Here is a 15,200-nt window from a genome sequence, read left to right on the forward strand (position 1 = left end):
ATTGGGCCGCTCCGTGGAGAGGGACATTGAAAACGCTGCAGAAGCTGGCCCTGACCGGCCTGATTTCCCTGAGTGCGCCCGCGTGGGCCAGTGACTTCGTGGACACCCGTCTGTCGTTCGTCTTCGCGGACGACAACGTGCTCGCGGGCTCTGGTGAGACGACGCCGAACAGCCCCGATGCACGGTTCGGCGCCGGCAACCAGAACACGCAGTTCTACGACAACTTCAACACCCGGTTCTCCGGCTTCGAGTCCCTGTCGAACGTGGTGCTCTACAAGCGGGCACCGGCGTTCTTCGAGGGTTTGACGACCGAAGCGGCGCTGACGCTGCTGGTGCTCGAGCGGCCGTCGGGCGGCGTCGACATCCGGGACAACTCCAGCTACATCCGCCTCAACTACCAGCCGCCGGGCTGGAGCGAGAAGGAAGGCATCTCGCTCGTCGGCTTCCCGGTGTCCGCGGACCGTTTCCGTCTGGGCTATGCGTACCGCATCTCCTGGGGTGGCAGCGGCGTGTTCACCACCCGCGCCGCCACCAACGGCGTGCCCGGTGGCAAGCTGCAGATCACCCGCGACAACTGGTACGCGTACGTCGGCGGCAAGACTGCGCTCATGCAGAACGAGCTCATCCGCGAGGAAGAGACCAAGTACGGCCTCATGGCCGGCGCGGGCTGGGACATCCTGGAGACGCTGCGCGTCGAGGCCGGCGGCGGCTACTTCCAGAAGGGCCTGGTGCCCGGCCTGGCGACGCTCGGCGTGGAAGCGCCGGTGAACGCCGCGGGCGTGTCCGGACAAATCGTCTACCACGTGGGTGTGCCCGTCGGCACCAGCGTGGACTTCCGGCTCTACAAGAACGACCCGGACATCTATCAGCGCTTCTTCGCGCCGGAGCAGTACCCGGGCGGCCTGTCGTACACCGTGTCGCTGGAAGGTAGCTACCTGTCGCAGACGCTGGAGAAGCCCAACGACTTCGGCGCCACCAAGCCGCAGGGCGCCACCGCCGTGGCCCTCCAGGCGCGCGCGAAGTACGACCTGCTCCGCGTCAGCCTCCTCGGCCTGTACCGCAGCCTGTCCTTCATCCAGTTCGAGGTGCCGGGCTTCCCGCCGTTCCAGGACTTCCCGGAGGGCACGGAGCTGAAGCCGGAGATGTTCCTCGCGGTGGGCGCGGACTACCACCTGCCGAAGCTGCACTTCACGCCGGGCTTCATCATCGGTGTGCAGCAGCCGGCCTCGTTCCGCAGCCCCACGCCGGTGCTGGGCGGCAACAACCCGCCGGAGAACCTCATCGGCACGCGCACCGTCGTGGTGCGTGACGTGAACCAGCTCAGCATCCTTCCGGAGACGTGCGGCCGCGGCGGCGCGGCGTGCAAGGCGGAGCCCATCTACTCCGCGAAGGCCACGTTCCGCTGGGACCTGTCCGACTCCGTCGCCGCCGTCGGCGAGGTCTACTACACGTACGACACCAACCGGACCACGTTCCGGGACGACGTGACGGGTGTGGCGCAGCCGAGCTTCGAGCGCCCGCACGCGCTGGGCTTCAACACGATGCTCCAGGCGCGCTTCTAGTCCACCGCCCTGCCCCACCGGGGCAGCCAGAAGGACTCCGCGGCCCGGCCTCTCCTCGTGGGAGGCCGGGCCGTCGTGCGTCAGACGGTCGTCATCCGCACCACCTCGTCGAAGGCGGTGAAGCCCTGGGCCAGCTTGCGCACGGCGGCCTCGCGCAGCGTCCGCATGCCGGAGCGCCGGGCCGCGTCCACCATCTGCGAATAGGGGGCCTCGCGGGCGATGAGGTCTCTCAGCTCGCCCGCGCTGGTGACGATTTCGAAGACGCCCGTGCGGCCCACGAAGCCGGTGCCACGGCAACGCACGCACCCTGCCCCCTTGAGCAGGCGCACACCACCGGGCAGCAGCGGCAGGGGCGCCTGGAGCGCGAGCAGCTCATCCGGTGTCAGCGTCGTCTCCTGCGCGCAATGACTGCACACCCGGCGCAGCAGCCGCTGCGCCATGACGCCCAGGAGGCTCTGCGCCAGGAGGAAGGACGGCACGCCCAAATCCCGCATGCGCGCCACCGCGCCCAGCGCGTCGTTGGTGTGCAGCGTGGACAGCACCAGGTGGCCGGTGAGCGCGGATTGAATCGCGTTCTCCGCCGTCTCCGGGTCGCGAATCTCGCCCACCATGATGACGTCCGGGTCCTGGCGGAGGATGTGGCGCAGCGCTCCGGCGAAGTCGAGCCCCACCTTGGGCTGCACCTGCACCTGGTTGAAGGCGTCCCACACCATTTCGATGGGGTCTTCGATGGTGGTGACGTTGACGTCCGGGCCCGCCAGCGCCTTGAGCGCGGAGTAGAGCGTCGTCGTCTTCCCGCTGCCCGTGGGGCCCGTGACGAGGATGAGGCCGTGTGGCTGGTCAATCCAGGACTCGAAGGCGCTCTTCTCGTCGGGCTCGAAGCCGAGCTGGGCGATGTCCTGCACCAGCGTCTCCGGGTCGAAGATGCGGATGACCACCTTCTCGCCGAACGCGGTGGGCAGCGTGGACACGCGGAGTTCGACCTCGCGGCCGTCGCGCTCCGTCTTGATGCGGCCGTCCTGCGGCTTGCGGCGCTCGGAGATGTCGATGCGCGCCAGCATCTTCACGCGCGAGACGATGGGCGGATGCACCGGCGCCGGCAGCGTGTGCACCGGGTGCAGCACGCCGTCGATGCGCAGACGCACCACGCTGGTGGTGCGCTTGGGTTCAATGTGGATGTCCGAGGCGCGATTGTCGAACGCGTAGCGCAGCAGGTAGTCCACCGCCTGCACCACGGGCCGGTCCGACGCCTCCAACTCCTGGGTGCCGCTGAGCGAGACGAGCTGCTCGAAGTTGGCGACCTGGGCTCCGGCGGCGGCGCTGAAGTCGTCGGCGGCGCGCGCCAGCGTCTTCTTGAAGCCGTAGATGTCGCTGATGGACTTGAGGATGTCCGCCTTCGCGCTGAGGACGGGCTCCACCGGCAGCCCCGTCAGGCGGTGGAAGCTTTCGAAGAGTTCCCGGTCGAAAGGGTTGGCCACCGCCACCAGCAGCCGGCCCTGCGGGGTGCGCTCCAGGGGAAGCAGCACGTGCTTCTGCGCGTAGGGCCTGGACACGGTGCGCGTGGCCAGCGCCATGTCGAGCTTGAGCGGGTCAATCTTCCGGTAGGTCATGCCGGCGGCGCGCGCGGCAGCCTCCGTGACGCGGTCCTCGTCCAGCACGCCTCGGCCGTTGGACAGCGGCACCTGGAACGCCGCCACGATTTCCACCGGAGATACGTCGTACCGCGCGGCCTCCTTGCTGCCCCCCGTGGCCCCCTGGTGGGCCTTGAGCACCCGGGCGCGCGCGGCGCCCTCGCGGGCCAGCACCTCCTGGGCCTGCTGGGGTTGCAGCAGCCCCTGGGCAACGAGCGCCTCCAGCACGAACAGCGTGGTGAAGTCATCCCGGCTCTTCGGAGCAGTGCCACCCACGCCGCTCACTGGCTGTACCAAGCGCGTCTCCTTTCACCCCGGCCACCCGCCGGAGTGCGACCCCGAAGCGTACCAGACGGACTCCGGCACACGGTGGTGCACCGAGCGGAAAACACCCCTGCGCCCCCCGCTCCACCAGCCAGGCATGGAGCCGCTGTCAGGCACGTCGTGCGGCCGTGCGGGCACGGCGCCGCGCCACCGTCAGTGCACGGTGCTCGTCACCGCGAGCACGGCGGCATCCACCAGGGACTCTGGCGTCGGCCGCTCCGCGACGGCCGCCGCGGGCACGCCCAGCCGCTCCAGGGCGGACGCCGTCGTCGGACCGATTGCCACCACCCGAGCGGTGGCCAGGCGCTCGCGTCCGGCCTCTTCCACGAAGGCCTCGGCCGTGCGCGGCGAAGCGAAGAGCACGACGTCCGGCGGTGAGGCATCCAGTAAGGCCAGCGACTCCGGTGGCAGGGGCGCGGGCGTGGCGCGATACGCCGTCACCCGCGTCACCAGGAGGCCGTACTCTCTCAGCCCGTCTTCCAGCTCACGCCGGCCTTCCTCGGCGGCGGGAAGCAGGACTTCGTCACCCGGTTGCAGCGCATCCTTGATGAGGTTGAGCAGGGCCGCGCCCGTGCCCTCGGAAGGTTCGGCCACCACGACCAGGCCGTAGCCCTCCGCGGCGCGCGTCGTGCGCGGCCCCACGGTGGCCACCTTCACCCGCTGTATCCGGTCCTGGGTGCCCGCCTCGCGCAGGGCCTCCATCAGCGCATCCACGCCGGTCGGGCTCGCGAACACCACCCAGGTGTAGCGCTGGATGTGCTCGGCCGCAGACGCCAGCGGACGTGGGTCCTCCGGAGGATGCAGTTCCAGAAGGGGCACGCTCAGCACTTCGGCGCCCTCATCCTCCAGGAGGAAGCACAACTCCTCGGCCCGCTCACGCGGGCGCGTCACCAAGACTCTCTTGCCTTCAAGTCGCCGTTCCACGCGAGCAGCAGTCTAGGACTCCCGCGCCTCGAAGCGGCGCGCGAAATCACGCAAGATGTCCGCCGCCCCACGCGAAAGCAGGTCATCCGCCAGGGATTCACCCAGTGCATGGGCCTGCGACACGGGGCCGCGCACCTCGCCCCGCACCACGTGTGTGCCATCCGGACGGCCCACGAGTCCGCGCAGGAAGACGGTGTCGCCCGACACGGTGGCATACCCGGCCAGGGGCACGGTGCAGCCCCCCTCCAGCTTCGCCAGCAGCGCGCGCTCGGCGGTGACGGCGATGCGAGTGGTGGCGTGCTCCAGCGGCACCAGCAGCGCGCGCACGCGCGCATCGTCCGTGCGGCACTGGATGGCCAACACGCCCTGCCCCACCGCGGGCAGGCTCACCTCGGGCGGCAGCACCTGGGTGATGACGTCCTCCAGGCCCAGGCGCTTGAGTCCGGCGTAGGCCAGCAGCGCACCCGCGAGCCCCTGCTCCCGCGTCCTCGCCAGGCGCGTCTGCACGTTGCCGCGCACGCTGACGATGTCCACGTCCGGCCGGCGCGAGCGCAAGATGCAGCTCCGGCGCAGCGACGACGTGCCCACGCGCGCGCCCTGCGGAAGCGTGTCCAACGTCAGCCCGCCCAGGCCACAGAAGACGTCGCGCGGATCCTCCCGCTCCGGCACCGCCGCGAGTATCAGCCCTTCCGGGAACACGGACGTCATGTCCTTGAGGCTATGCACGGCGATGTCCGCACGGCCGTCGAGCAGCGCCTGTTCGATTTCCTTCACGAACAAGCCCTTGCCGCCCACCGCGGACAACGGCGCGGACAGGAAGCGGTCTCCCTCGGTGGTCATCTCCACCAGGGTCACTTCCAAACCGGGATGCCGCGAGGTCAGCAGCGCGCCCACGTGACGCGCCTGCCAGAGCGCCAGGGGACTCTGCCGGGTGGCGATACGCACGTGCGTCATCACTTGCCCCCCGTGGCGACCTGGACTGGCGCGGCCATGACGGAGGGCGCGGCGGCGGCGGTGCCGACCTCCTCCTCCAGGAGACCGAACAGCTCGGCGGCGGCACCCGCCAGGCGGTTGCCCTCCCCTTCCGGCCCCACGGCGCGCAGCCGCGCGGTGGGCTCATGCAGCAGCTTGTTGACGATGGCTCGGCCCATGGCCTCGATGCTCTTGCGTTGCTTTTCGTTGAGTCCGTCGCCCAGGGCGCCCAGCGTGCGCTCCACCTCGGAGCGGGCAATGGCTTCCGCGCGCTGACGCAGTCGCGCCAGCACCGGCGTGCCCTCACGCAGCGCACGCTCCTTGACGAAACGCGCTACTTCCTGCGCGACGAGCACGCCCGCCTTCTGCGCCTCTTCCGCGCGCGCCGCGGCGTTGTCCGCGACGAACTTCTGGATGTCGTCCACGTCGTATGCATGTACCCAGTCCAGCGTGCCCACCGCCGGATCGATGTCGCGAGGCACCGCCAGGTCCACCATGAACAGCGGCCGCCCCCGGCGTCCGCGCCCCAGGGCGCCCACGTTGTCCCGCGTGAAGAGCGGCGCCTGCGACGCCGTGCTGCACACCACCACGTCCGCCGCGGCCACCAGACCGAGCAGCTCCTCGAAGGGCCTCGCCTGTCCGCCCACCTCCGCCGCCAGCGCCTCCGCTCGCGACAGGGTGCGGTTGGTGACGTAGAGCTTCGACGCACCAGCCTGCTTCAAGTGGCGCGCCGCCAGCTCGCCCATCTCCCCCGCGCCCACCACCAGCACCGTCTTGCCCGCGAGCCCATCGAACACCTTGCTGGCCAGTTGCACCGCCGCCGCCGCCATGGACGTGGCCGCGCGGCCAATGGCCGTCTCCGTGCGCACGCGCTTGGCGCAGCTGAAGGCCGCCGCGCACGCGCGCATCAACTCACCACGCACCGCGCCCGCGCCCTGGCCCCGCTCGAAGGCTTCCTTCACCTGGCCCAGAATCTGAGCCTCGCCCAGCACCATGGAGTCCAGGCTGCACGCCACGCGGAACAGGTGCACCAGCGCCGCCTCGCCCTGGTGCTCGTAGAGGTGCTCCAGGGCTTCCACCCCGCCCAGCACCTGCAGCTCCATCAAGGCGCGCTGCCGCGCCATCGCCGCGTCCGGCGCGAACAGGTACACCTCCACGCGGTTGCAGGTGGACACCCAGAGGGCCTCCACGGGCGCCTGGGCCAGCCGCTGGAGCACGTCCACCTGACGCGACTCCGGCAAGGCCAGTCGCTCGCGGACGGTGAGGGGCGCCGTCCGGTGGGACAGGCCAATGCAAATGAGCTCCATACTCAGGGCATCCTCATGGCCGCCGAGGGCGACGACACGTCATACGAGGACAGGAAGGACACCATGACCAGGCAGAACCCCGCCATGGTGAGGAAGGCCACCCGCCGCCCCCGCCAGCCCGCGACGGAACGCGCCACCAGCAGCGCGGCGAAGACCGCCCACGCAACGAGGGTGGCCAGCGTCTTCCCATCCACGGTCCAGGGGCCCGGCGCGGTGCCCACGAAGAAGGCCCCCGTGGCGAGCGTGATGGACAGCGCCAGGAAGCCCCACACCACCAGGCGCCGGTTCAGCGTGTCCAGGAACTCCAGGGAGGGCAGGCGGGAGAACAGCAAACCGAAGCGCTTCGCCTTCACCTGCCGCTCCATGAGCACGTACATGACGCCCACTCCCGCGGCGACCGCGAACGCGGCCAGCCCCATCAGCGCCAGGGTGATGTGCAGCGGCAACAGCGGCTGACGCACCCCGGGAGGCAGCGGCGCCTGCCCGCCCTGCAACAGCAGACCGGGCAGCAACGCGGCCAGCGCCAGCGGCGTGAGGAAGGCGCCGATGACGGGCCGGCGGTAGCGCACGTCCAGGAACAGGAAGATGGCCAGCAGCAGGAAGGCCAGCGCGGAGAAGCCTTGCGCCAGGCCCACCGGCCGCCCGCTCTGCACCCCGAGCAACTCGAAGAGCGCCACGCCATGCAGCGCCAATCCACCGCCCACCAGCACGCGCCCGGCCGTGGCCAGGGCCTCGGACTGGCGGACCAGGTAGGCCAGGTAGACGACAGCGGCGATGCCATACGCGTGGCAGGCGAGCGAGACGAGCGTGTGGCTCATAGGGGCAGGCTCATAACCACGGAAGACGGGCGAATCAGCCCATCTTGTTGAGGATGAAGGCAGCCAGAAGGTCTGCTTCAGAGTCCGGTTTCTTGTCCGCGCCCTCTGGCCTGGGCGCGCCGGCGGCGACCTCCGCTACATACCCTGGAACAACCTCATAGGCGTTGTCCCCCACCAGCACCGAGTCGGCCATCTGCTCGGCACCCAGTCGGGCAAGTTGCTCCTCGGTCTTCACCCGGGCCACCAACCCCTGGGTGTCTTCGCCCGACACGAGTTGGACGAAGTGGACCGCGGGCATGAGGGGGAAGGCCACGCCGCCTTCCGCCATCACCACCAGCCGGCCTTCGCGCAGGTCTGCTTTGTCCGCCAGCGCCCACTCCTCGAGCTGGGTCTGGGGCAGGAAGAGCTTCGTCACGCCTTCCAGCTTACACCAGCCACCCCTCCCCAGGGGGAACGCTTGGGGGAAATGGTTGAAACAGGCGCCATCCATCCGCATCTGAGCCGCCAGATTGGCTGATGGCCGGCCGATCCTTGCAGGCCCACCGGACGCGTACTACACGCGGCGGAGGTGCCCGGACAGGGCACGAGGAGACACCATGGCAGGCGCGGACGTGACGAACATCGGGGATGGCGATTTCAAGCAGCAGGTCCTGGACTCCCAGGAGCCCGTGCTGGTGGATTTCTGGGCGACGTGGTGCGCGCCGTGCCGCGCCATCGCGCCCTCCATCGAAGCGCTGGCCTCGCAGTACAAGGGGCAGGTGAAGTTCGCCAAGCTCAACATCGATGAGAACCAGGACACGCCGCAGGAGTACGGCATCCGTTCCATCCCCACCCTGCTCCTGTTCAAGGGCGGCCGCGTGGTGGAGCAGATTGTCGGCGCGGTGCCCAAGGCCCGCATCGAAGAGGCGGTGAAGAAGGCCCTGACGTAGACGCGCCGCGCTGCGGGGTCGGACGCGCGAGAGAGCCCCTGCTGCTCTTCCGCGCCCCTCCCCGCGGCCTCCTCCTGTCTCAGCCCAGCAACTCCACGCAGCGGCGGAGCACCTCCAACCGCGAGTAGCGCTTGTCGTTCCCAGGCACCACGTGCCACGGCGCGTCGGGGCGGTGCGTGCGGTCCAGCATCTCCTGGATGGCCGCTTCGTACTTCTTCCACTTCGCCCGGTTCCGCCAGTCCTCGGGCCCCAGCTTGTAGCGCTTGGCCGGGTCCGCCTCGCGCTCGCGAAACCGCAGCAACTGCGTCTTCTTGTCGATGTGGATGAAGAACTTCACCATCCGCACACCGTCCGCGGTGAGCATGTGTTCAAAAGCATTGATTTCATCGTAGGCGCGCCGCCATTCCGCCGGCTTCGCGAAGCCCTCTACCCGCTCCACCAGCACCCGGCCGTACCAGCTCCGGTCGAACATGCAGACCTCGCCCGCGCCCGGCGTCTTGCGCCAGAAGCGCCACAGGTAATGGTGTCTGCGCTCTTCCTCTGACGGCGAGGAGATGGGCCAGACTTTGTAACCACGCGGGTCCATCAGCGTGGTGAGCCTGCGAATGGCGCCGCCCTTGCCGGAGGCGTCCCAGCCCTCGAAGACGATGACGGCCTTCCGCCCCGCCAGGTAGTTCTGGATCTGCAGTTCGAAGACGCGCTCCTGGAGCGTTTTGAGCGTCTTCTCATATTTCGCGTGTTCACCCGCCGAGACAGACGGGTCGACCGCTGCGAGTGTCACAGTGCCGTGAGGACATACGGGAAACACGTATCCATTTGCAGTCTTGTCATCAATTTTTTGAGATCGTTTACGAGTCAAGACAGACCCTCCAAGGTTGTATTGACAGCGATGACTTCAACCGCCAAATAGGCACATAGCAGTGTCTGTGTTGGCTGACTGTTTTCACTTGGAGTATTCATGGCACGTCCACGCAAAGAATTGTCCACCGTCCCGCTGACGCCGGCCATGGTGAACTGGGCCGAAGCCTTGGGAGACGCCATTGGCCGCGGCATGCTGCGCGCGCTCAACGACGGGATGCCCAGGCTGGGCAGCACCTCGCCCAGCTCTACCGCGCTCACCGCGGGCCGACGCCGCGGCCGTCCGCCGAAGGTGATGGCGGGCGCCAGCCTGGTGTCACTGGATCGCCGTTGCACCATGGAGGGCTGTAGTCGCGAGCAGCGCTCGAAGGGTCTGTGCTCCGCGCACTACCAGGCCGAACGCCGCCGCCAGATTTCGGGCAGCAAGTCGGCCTGAGTGCCTGCACACCGGACACCCGCCCACGGCCCTGGGCGATGACCGGTCCAACGCATCAGCCCTGCCAAGGGTCGGAAACGGACGACGTCGCCTTGAGCAGCTCCCAGGCCGCCAGCACGTCCACCACGCGTTCCACCTCGTTGGGCAGGGAGCGAGCCCGCTGGGACTTGAGATAGTCCTCCGCGAAGGCCCTCAGCCGCATCCCCACGAAGAGCCGCGCCAGTGCCACCTCCGTCTGACCGCTGAAGTCGAGGAAGCGCACGCCAAAGCCGCTGCGGCCCTCCGGCCCGTCCCCCCGCTCCTCCCGCACGATTTCCGCGCGCGCCTGCACGGGCGCGGCGCCCGGCTCCAGCGCGAAGCGCACGCCCAGCACGGTGCCCAGCGGCAAGTAGAAGGTGCTCTCCAGGAACGCCCCGCTGACGCTGACGTTGACGGACACGAGGCTCGCCTCGAAGCGACGCTCGCCCGCCTCGTCATCCACCCACACCTCGAAGCGCGTGGCGAGCTGGGCGCGGGGAAAGTGACGGTGCTCCGCCTCGCCCTGGTTCATCTCAATCAACGGCGTGAAGGTCGGCCTCGGCTCGGGGCTCACCGCCGCCACGTTGCCGCCAGGACGCGCCGGAACCACCGCGGGGCGGACCTCCTTCGCCAGCGCCGCGGCCTGCACTGGCGCTCGCGCGGGCGCGCGCACCGGCGCCTCCACCCGCGTGCTCCCGACTGCCTTCTGGCCACCCTTCCTCTGCATGACGCGTCCTCATCTGCCCGGGAGGACTCGCCCTCCACGTGCGTTGGTGGGGTGATTCATACACCACCCCATGCCGCGCGCCGAGAAACGCTTGCGCCCGTCTCGCGAGGATAAATCCGGAATTTCTCAGAACATGTGACGGCGCATGCTGATGTTCACCAGCAAGCCGATGCTGAGCATCACGGAAAGCAGGGATGAGCCGCCATAACTCATCAACGGCAGGGTGATTCCCGTCACCGGCAGCAGGCCAATCACCATGCCGATGTTCTCGAACACCTGCCAGAAGAGCATCGCCACGACGCCCACCGCGACGAAGGCGCCGAACCTGTCACGCGCGTTGAAACCCACGCCCAGGCCGAAGATGAAGATGGCGCCGTAGAGCACCAGCAGGACGATGCACATGACGAAGCCATGCTCCTCCGCCCACACGGAGAAGATGAAGTCGGTGTGCTGCTCGGGCAGGAAGCGCAGGCCCGTCTGGGTGCCCTCACGCCAGCCCTTGCCGGACACGCCGCCGCTGCCCACCGCGATTTTCGACTGCGCCGCGTGATAGCCGCTGCCGCGCAGGTCCGCCTCGGGGTCCAGCCAACCGGAGATGCGCTGGCTCTGGTGCTTCTTCAGGTGGTGCCGGACGATGGTGGGCCGAGGCTCCGGCACGTCACGGATGTAGTCGTTCCAGATGACGATGCCCGCGGCGAACACGCCCGCCACCAGCGTGGCCACCAGATACCAGCGCACCTTCCCGAAGAGGACGATGGTGAGCGATGACAGGCCAATCATCAGCGCGGTGCCCAGGTCCGGCTGCACCAGCACCAGCGCGAAGGGCACGAAGACGACGAGCACCGGCTTCCACAGCCGCGTCAGGTTGTACGAGGGCGCGTTGGGCTGGAAGTCGTCGTGATAGACCTTGGCCAACATCAGCACGACGCCAATCTTCATGAACTCCGCGGGCTGCATGCGGAACGGGCCGATGACGAACCAGCTCTCCGCGCCCTTGGCCGTGTGGCCGAAGAAGCGCAGCGCGATGAGCAGCAAGATGTTGCCCACGTAGATGGGCAGCGCCATGCGCTGAATCCACCGGTAGTCCACCAGGCACACCACCAGCACGGCGACCATGCTGATGCCCAGGTAGCCCATCTGCGAGCCCCAGACGGGTGAGTGCGGCGGCCGTGACGCCGAGGCGAGGTTCCAGATGCCCAGCCCGCACACCGCCAGCACGGAGAAGATGAGGCCCCAGGGGATGTGGGGCACCATCCGGCGCTCAATCCGCAGTTGCACGCGTGCGGTCCTCTTCATCGCCCGGAAGCCGGGCCGGTGGCCGTACCCTTCGCGTCAGCGCCGCCTCGTCGGCCGAGGGCGCGCGCGTCACGGAGGACGGCGTGTAGGGCTGGTTGGGACGCGGCGGCGGAGCCGTGGCGTCCAGCTTCTTCAAATCGAAGTACTTCTGGAACACCGCCATCGCGGTGGGCGCCGCGTCCGAACCGCCGTGGCCGCCGTGCTCGTTGAGCACGACGATGACCAGCTCCGGCTTGTCCGCCGGCGCGAACCCCGCGTACCAGGCGTGGTCGCGCTCGAAGTAGCTCATCTGGTGCGTCCGCAGCCGGATTGCCCCCAGGCGGGCCACCTGCGCGGTCCCCGTCTTGGACGCCACCAGGATGTCCTTGTCCCGCATGTGATTCATGCGCGCGCGATAGGCGGTACCGCCCGGCTCGTGCGCCACCATCACCAGGCTATCCACCACCGCCTTGAGGTGCGCGGGCGGCAGGTCCACCTTCCGCACCACCTCCGGCTGGAACGACTCGATGGTCTGCCCGTCCAGGTTCTCCAGACGGTTCACCATCTGCGGCTTGTAGAGCGTGCCGCCGTTGGCGATGGCCGCGTACACCAGCGCCAACTGGAGGGGCGTGACGTTGTTGTCGCCCTGGCCAATGGAACTGTTGAGCGCCATGCCCTTGGTGTAGCCGCCGGGCGACGCCTTGTCGTGATAGGCGCTGGTCGGCATGATGCCTGGGACCTCGGCCACCACGTTGACGCCCGTGGGGCTGCCCAGGCCCAGGGCCTTGCCCATCTCTCCAATGGGGTCCAGGCCGATGGTGTCCGCCACCTTGTAGTACCAGGTGTCGCAGGACGACTTCATCGCCGTGAAGCCATCCACGAGCCCGTGTCCGGCGTCCCTGTGGCAACGCCAGGTGCGCGCGCCCAGGCGGTAGCCTCCGGGGCAGTTCACCACCGTCTCCGGGCGGAAGGCGCCGGACTTGAACGCGGCCAGCGCGGTGACGACCTTGAAGGTGGAGCCTGGGCTGTAGTGCTCGGCGGCCACGCGGTTGATCATCGGGTCCAGCGGATCTCTCGACAGGAGCGCCATCTGCGCGGGCGTCACGCGGCCAGTGAGCAGGTTGGGGTCGAAGCCCGGTCGCGACACCAGCGCGCGGATGAAGCCCGTGTTGGCGTCGATGGCGACCACCGCGCCCGTCACGCCGGGGAAGGCCCGCTCCGCCTCCTCCTGCAACCGCATGTCGATGGACAGCACCAGGTTGTTGCCCGGACGCGGCGACACCACAGCGTTGTCGCCCAGCTTGTCGTTCAGCTCTTCAATGGTCTGCCCGCGCGCGTTCACCACTTCCTTGCGCACGCCGTCGGTGCCGCGCAGCCGCTGCTCGAAGTAGCGCTCCAGCCCGCGCCGGCCAATGTAGTCCCCCAGGGCGTAGCGGGCGCCGTCGCCATTGAGGCGCTCCAGCTCCTCCTGGGTGATTTCATTCATGTAGCCCAGCACGTGCGACAGCACGGAGTTGGTGCGGTAGTGCCGGTGCGGCACGGGCGCCACCTCCACGCCGTCCAGGATGTCGCGGCGCGCAGCCAGCCGGTCGTACTCGTCGCGCGACAGGTCCACGCGCACCGGCACCGGCTGGAAGGGGGCGTTGCGCCGCCCCATGCGCACCATGTCCTCCACCTTCTTGCGCTGGTCCGGGTCCCACTGGAGCAGCTCCGCCAGGCGGGGGATGACCTGCTCGTAGCAGTCCGTGCAGAAGGCCGGGGTGATGAAGGCGTCGAAGGACGGGCGGCTGTCCACCAGGATGGTGCCGCGCGCGTCCTTGATGACGCCGCGGTCGGCGCGCAGCCGCACTTCCTTGACGAAGTTGGCCACGCTCTTGGCGGCGTACTCCTCGCCCCGGGTGATTTGCAGGCGGTAGAGCTGGATGGAAATCAGCCCCAGGCCCGCCATCATGGCCAGGCCCAGCCACAGGAAGCGCCGCTTGAGCTCGCGCCCCGGCGTCGTGTTGCCCAAGGTGGGTGGGGTCACCGCAGCAACCCCGTGGGCCGCTCCTGAGACGCCTCGAAGCGCCGCAGCAACGGGTAGAGCGCCAGCGCCGCGATGCCCGTGAGCGCCACCTGCAGCGGCATCTCCGCCAACTGTGAGCCCGGACCGTCCTCCTTCACCGTCAGCCAGGTGAAGAAGGTGGCCAGCAGCGAATGGCCCACGTCCGCGCCCATGGCGAACAAGGCGAAGGCCAGCGGACCCCGGACCTCCACGAAGGTCGGCACCAGCCTTCCCACCAGGAAGATGAACACGGCCAGGAAGGTGTAGAGCCAGGTGGGCTGCCCGCTCATCAGGTCGAGCAGATACCCCACGGAGAAGGCGGAGAAGGTCCCTTCGAGCAGCGAAGCCCGCAGGGCCAGGAACGCCACCAACACCACGGTGACGTCAATCCGGCCGAGCTCCAGGCCCGCCTGCTTCACCAGGACCGATTCCAGCGTGAGCAACGCCAGCGCCAGTGCGACGGACACCAGGAACTTCATTTCGACGCGCCCTCCGCGGCGCTGCCCGGCGCCATGGCGCTGTAGGGGCTGCCCACCACCAACACCTCTTCCAGCTTGCTCGTATCCACCGCCGGGACGATGTCCGCGCCCTGGAACATGCCGTGCTCCTTCTTCTCCAGGTTCGTCACGCGTCCCACCACCACGCCGGGCGGATAGATGCCGTCCGTGCCCGCGGTGATGATGAGGTCACCGTCCTCCACATCCTCGGTGCGCAGCATGTTCTCCAACTTCAGGGGCCCGCCTCCCGTTCCCGCCGCCGTGCCCCGGGCCCGCGAGCGCTGCACACGCACCGCCACCCGGCTCTGCGGGTCCGTCACCAGCGCCACATCCGCATACCCGCCCGTCGCCCGGATGACCTGTCCCACGATTCCATCCGGCGTCACCACGGACATGCCGCGAAACACACCCTGCTGCTCACCACTGCTGATGCGGACCGACAGCAGCTTCGCCACCGGATTGACGCCCACCACCCGCGCGGGGATTTCCGGCCCGGGCTCGGCCTCCGCGTAGTTGAGCAGCTTGCGCAGCCGCTCGTTCTCCATCCGCGACTCCCCCAGGGACTGCACCGCCGCGCGCAGTTGGAGGTTCTCCAAGCGCAATGCGTCATTCTCCTGCCGCACGCCTCGGAGGTCCAGGTAGTTCTGGACCCCAGCCACCCCACCCTCAATGACGGACGTCAGCCCCTGTTGCACGGGGGACGCGACGGCGATGATCGCCCGGTCGACGAAGTTGGGTTCCCTGCCCTTCCGGCCACCGAGCAGGAAGGCCACCAGCGGCGAAAGGAGCAGAAAGCCCACGATGAGGGGGCGGTAATACCGCTTCAGGAGCGACCACACAGGCAGGAGTTTCCGGGGGTGTAATGGGGGAGCAGGGGC

General features: G+C 68.8%; 15 protein-coding genes. 3 read left to right on the plus strand and 12 right to left on the minus strand.

What is annotated here, in order from left to right; translation table 11 throughout:
* Window positions 1-26: 26 nt before the first annotated feature.
* Entirely contained in the window at window positions 27-1,562 is a 1,536-nt protein-coding gene (locus FMQ63_RS16045; protein WP_011552729.1) for a hypothetical protein, read from the plus strand.
* An 80-nt stretch (window positions 1,563-1,642) separates the two neighbouring features.
* Here the strand turns inward: FMQ63_RS16045 and FMQ63_RS16050 are convergent, their stop codons facing one another.
* The 6 genes from FMQ63_RS16050 to FMQ63_RS16075 all read right to left on the minus strand — a co-directional run bounded on the left by FMQ63_RS16050 (window position 1,643) and on the right by FMQ63_RS16075 (window position 8,034).
* On the minus strand, window positions 1,643-3,490 hold the full coding sequence (locus FMQ63_RS16050; protein WP_011552728.1) for a GspE/PulE family protein: 1,848 nt from the start codon (window positions 3,488-3,490) through the stop codon (window positions 1,643-1,645).
* Window positions 3,491-3,670: 180 nt separating this feature from the next.
* A complete protein-coding gene (locus FMQ63_RS16055; protein ID WP_011552727.1) occupies window positions 3,671-4,441 on the minus strand; it encodes a uroporphyrinogen-III synthase in 771 nt (256 codons plus the stop codon).
* A 12-nt stretch (window positions 4,442-4,453) separates the two neighbouring features.
* Window positions 4,454-5,398: a hydroxymethylbilane synthase gene (gene hemC / locus FMQ63_RS16060; RefSeq protein WP_011552726.1), complete on the minus strand. Its 945-nt coding sequence runs from the start codon at window positions 5,396-5,398 to the stop codon at window positions 4,454-4,456.
* Window positions 5,395-6,720, minus strand: coding sequence for a glutamyl-tRNA reductase (gene hemA, locus FMQ63_RS16065; RefSeq protein WP_011552725.1), 1,326 nt, complete (start codon window positions 6,718-6,720; stop codon window positions 5,395-5,397). The genes hemC and hemA overlap by 4 nt, the downstream gene beginning before the upstream one ends.
* A gap of 2 nt (window positions 6,721-6,722) precedes the next feature.
* Entirely contained in the window at window positions 6,723-7,538 is an 816-nt protein-coding gene (locus FMQ63_RS16070; RefSeq protein WP_011552724.1) for an inner membrane protein YpjD, read from the minus strand.
* Window positions 7,539-7,572: 34 nt separating this feature from the next.
* The gene (locus FMQ63_RS16075) at window positions 7,573-8,034 is read right to left on the minus strand and encodes a hypothetical protein (RefSeq protein ID WP_011552723.1); all 462 of its coding nucleotides are present in this window, start codon (window positions 8,032-8,034) and stop codon (window positions 7,573-7,575) included.
* Window positions 8,035-8,134: 100 nt separating this feature from the next.
* On the opposite strand from FMQ63_RS16075, the gene trxA reads away from it, so the two are divergent.
* On the plus strand, window positions 8,135-8,467 hold the full coding sequence (trxA, locus tag FMQ63_RS16080) for a thioredoxin (protein ID WP_011552722.1): 333 nt from the start codon (window positions 8,135-8,137) through the stop codon (window positions 8,465-8,467).
* Between the two features lie 79 nt (window positions 8,468-8,546).
* Here trxA and FMQ63_RS16085 read toward each other — a convergent pair whose 3' ends face one another.
* Window positions 8,547-9,248 (minus strand): polyphosphate kinase 2 family protein, encoded by a 702-nt coding sequence (locus FMQ63_RS16085; protein WP_225888805.1) that lies wholly within the window; start codon window positions 9,246-9,248, stop codon window positions 8,547-8,549.
* A 177-nt stretch (window positions 9,249-9,425) separates the two neighbouring features.
* Between FMQ63_RS16085 and FMQ63_RS16090 the strand changes: the two genes are divergently transcribed.
* The gene (locus FMQ63_RS16090) at window positions 9,426-9,761 is read left to right on the plus strand and encodes a hypothetical protein (protein WP_011552720.1); all 336 of its coding nucleotides are present in this window, start codon (window positions 9,426-9,428) and stop codon (window positions 9,759-9,761) included.
* 55 nt (window positions 9,762-9,816) lie between these two features.
* Here the strand turns inward: FMQ63_RS16090 and FMQ63_RS16095 are convergent, their stop codons facing one another.
* The 5 genes from FMQ63_RS16095 to mreC all read right to left on the minus strand — a co-directional run bounded on the left by FMQ63_RS16095 (window position 9,817) and on the right by mreC (window position 15,161).
* A complete protein-coding gene (locus FMQ63_RS16095; RefSeq protein ID WP_011552719.1) occupies window positions 9,817-10,506 on the minus strand; it encodes a PilZ domain-containing protein in 690 nt (229 codons plus the stop codon).
* Between the two features lie 126 nt (window positions 10,507-10,632).
* Window positions 10,633-11,760, minus strand: a complete 1,128-nt coding sequence (gene rodA / locus FMQ63_RS16100) for a rod shape-determining protein RodA (RefSeq protein WP_011552718.1) — start codon at window positions 11,758-11,760, stop codon at window positions 10,633-10,635.
* Window positions 11,761-11,767: 7 nt separating this feature from the next.
* Window positions 11,768-13,807 carry a penicillin-binding protein 2 gene (gene mrdA / locus FMQ63_RS16105; protein WP_011552717.1) on the minus strand — a complete coding sequence of 680 codons (2,040 nt, stop codon included), beginning with the start codon at window positions 13,805-13,807 and terminating at the stop codon, window positions 11,768-11,770.
* Window positions 13,804-14,304 (minus strand): hypothetical protein, encoded by a 501-nt coding sequence (locus FMQ63_RS16110; RefSeq protein WP_011552716.1) that lies wholly within the window; start codon window positions 14,302-14,304, stop codon window positions 13,804-13,806. The genes mrdA and FMQ63_RS16110 overlap by 4 nt, the downstream gene beginning before the upstream one ends.
* Window positions 14,301-15,161 carry a rod shape-determining protein MreC gene (gene mreC / locus FMQ63_RS16115; RefSeq protein WP_011552715.1) on the minus strand — a complete coding sequence of 287 codons (861 nt, stop codon included), beginning with the start codon at window positions 15,159-15,161 and terminating at the stop codon, window positions 14,301-14,303. The genes FMQ63_RS16110 and mreC overlap by 4 nt, the downstream gene beginning before the upstream one ends.
* Window positions 15,162-15,200: the final 39 nt, after the last annotated feature.

This window comes from Myxococcus sp. CA005 (genome assembly GCF_006518205.1).
In the GTDB taxonomy this organism is placed as follows: Bacteria; Myxococcota; Myxococcia; order Myxococcales; family Myxococcaceae; genus Myxococcus; species Myxococcus xanthus.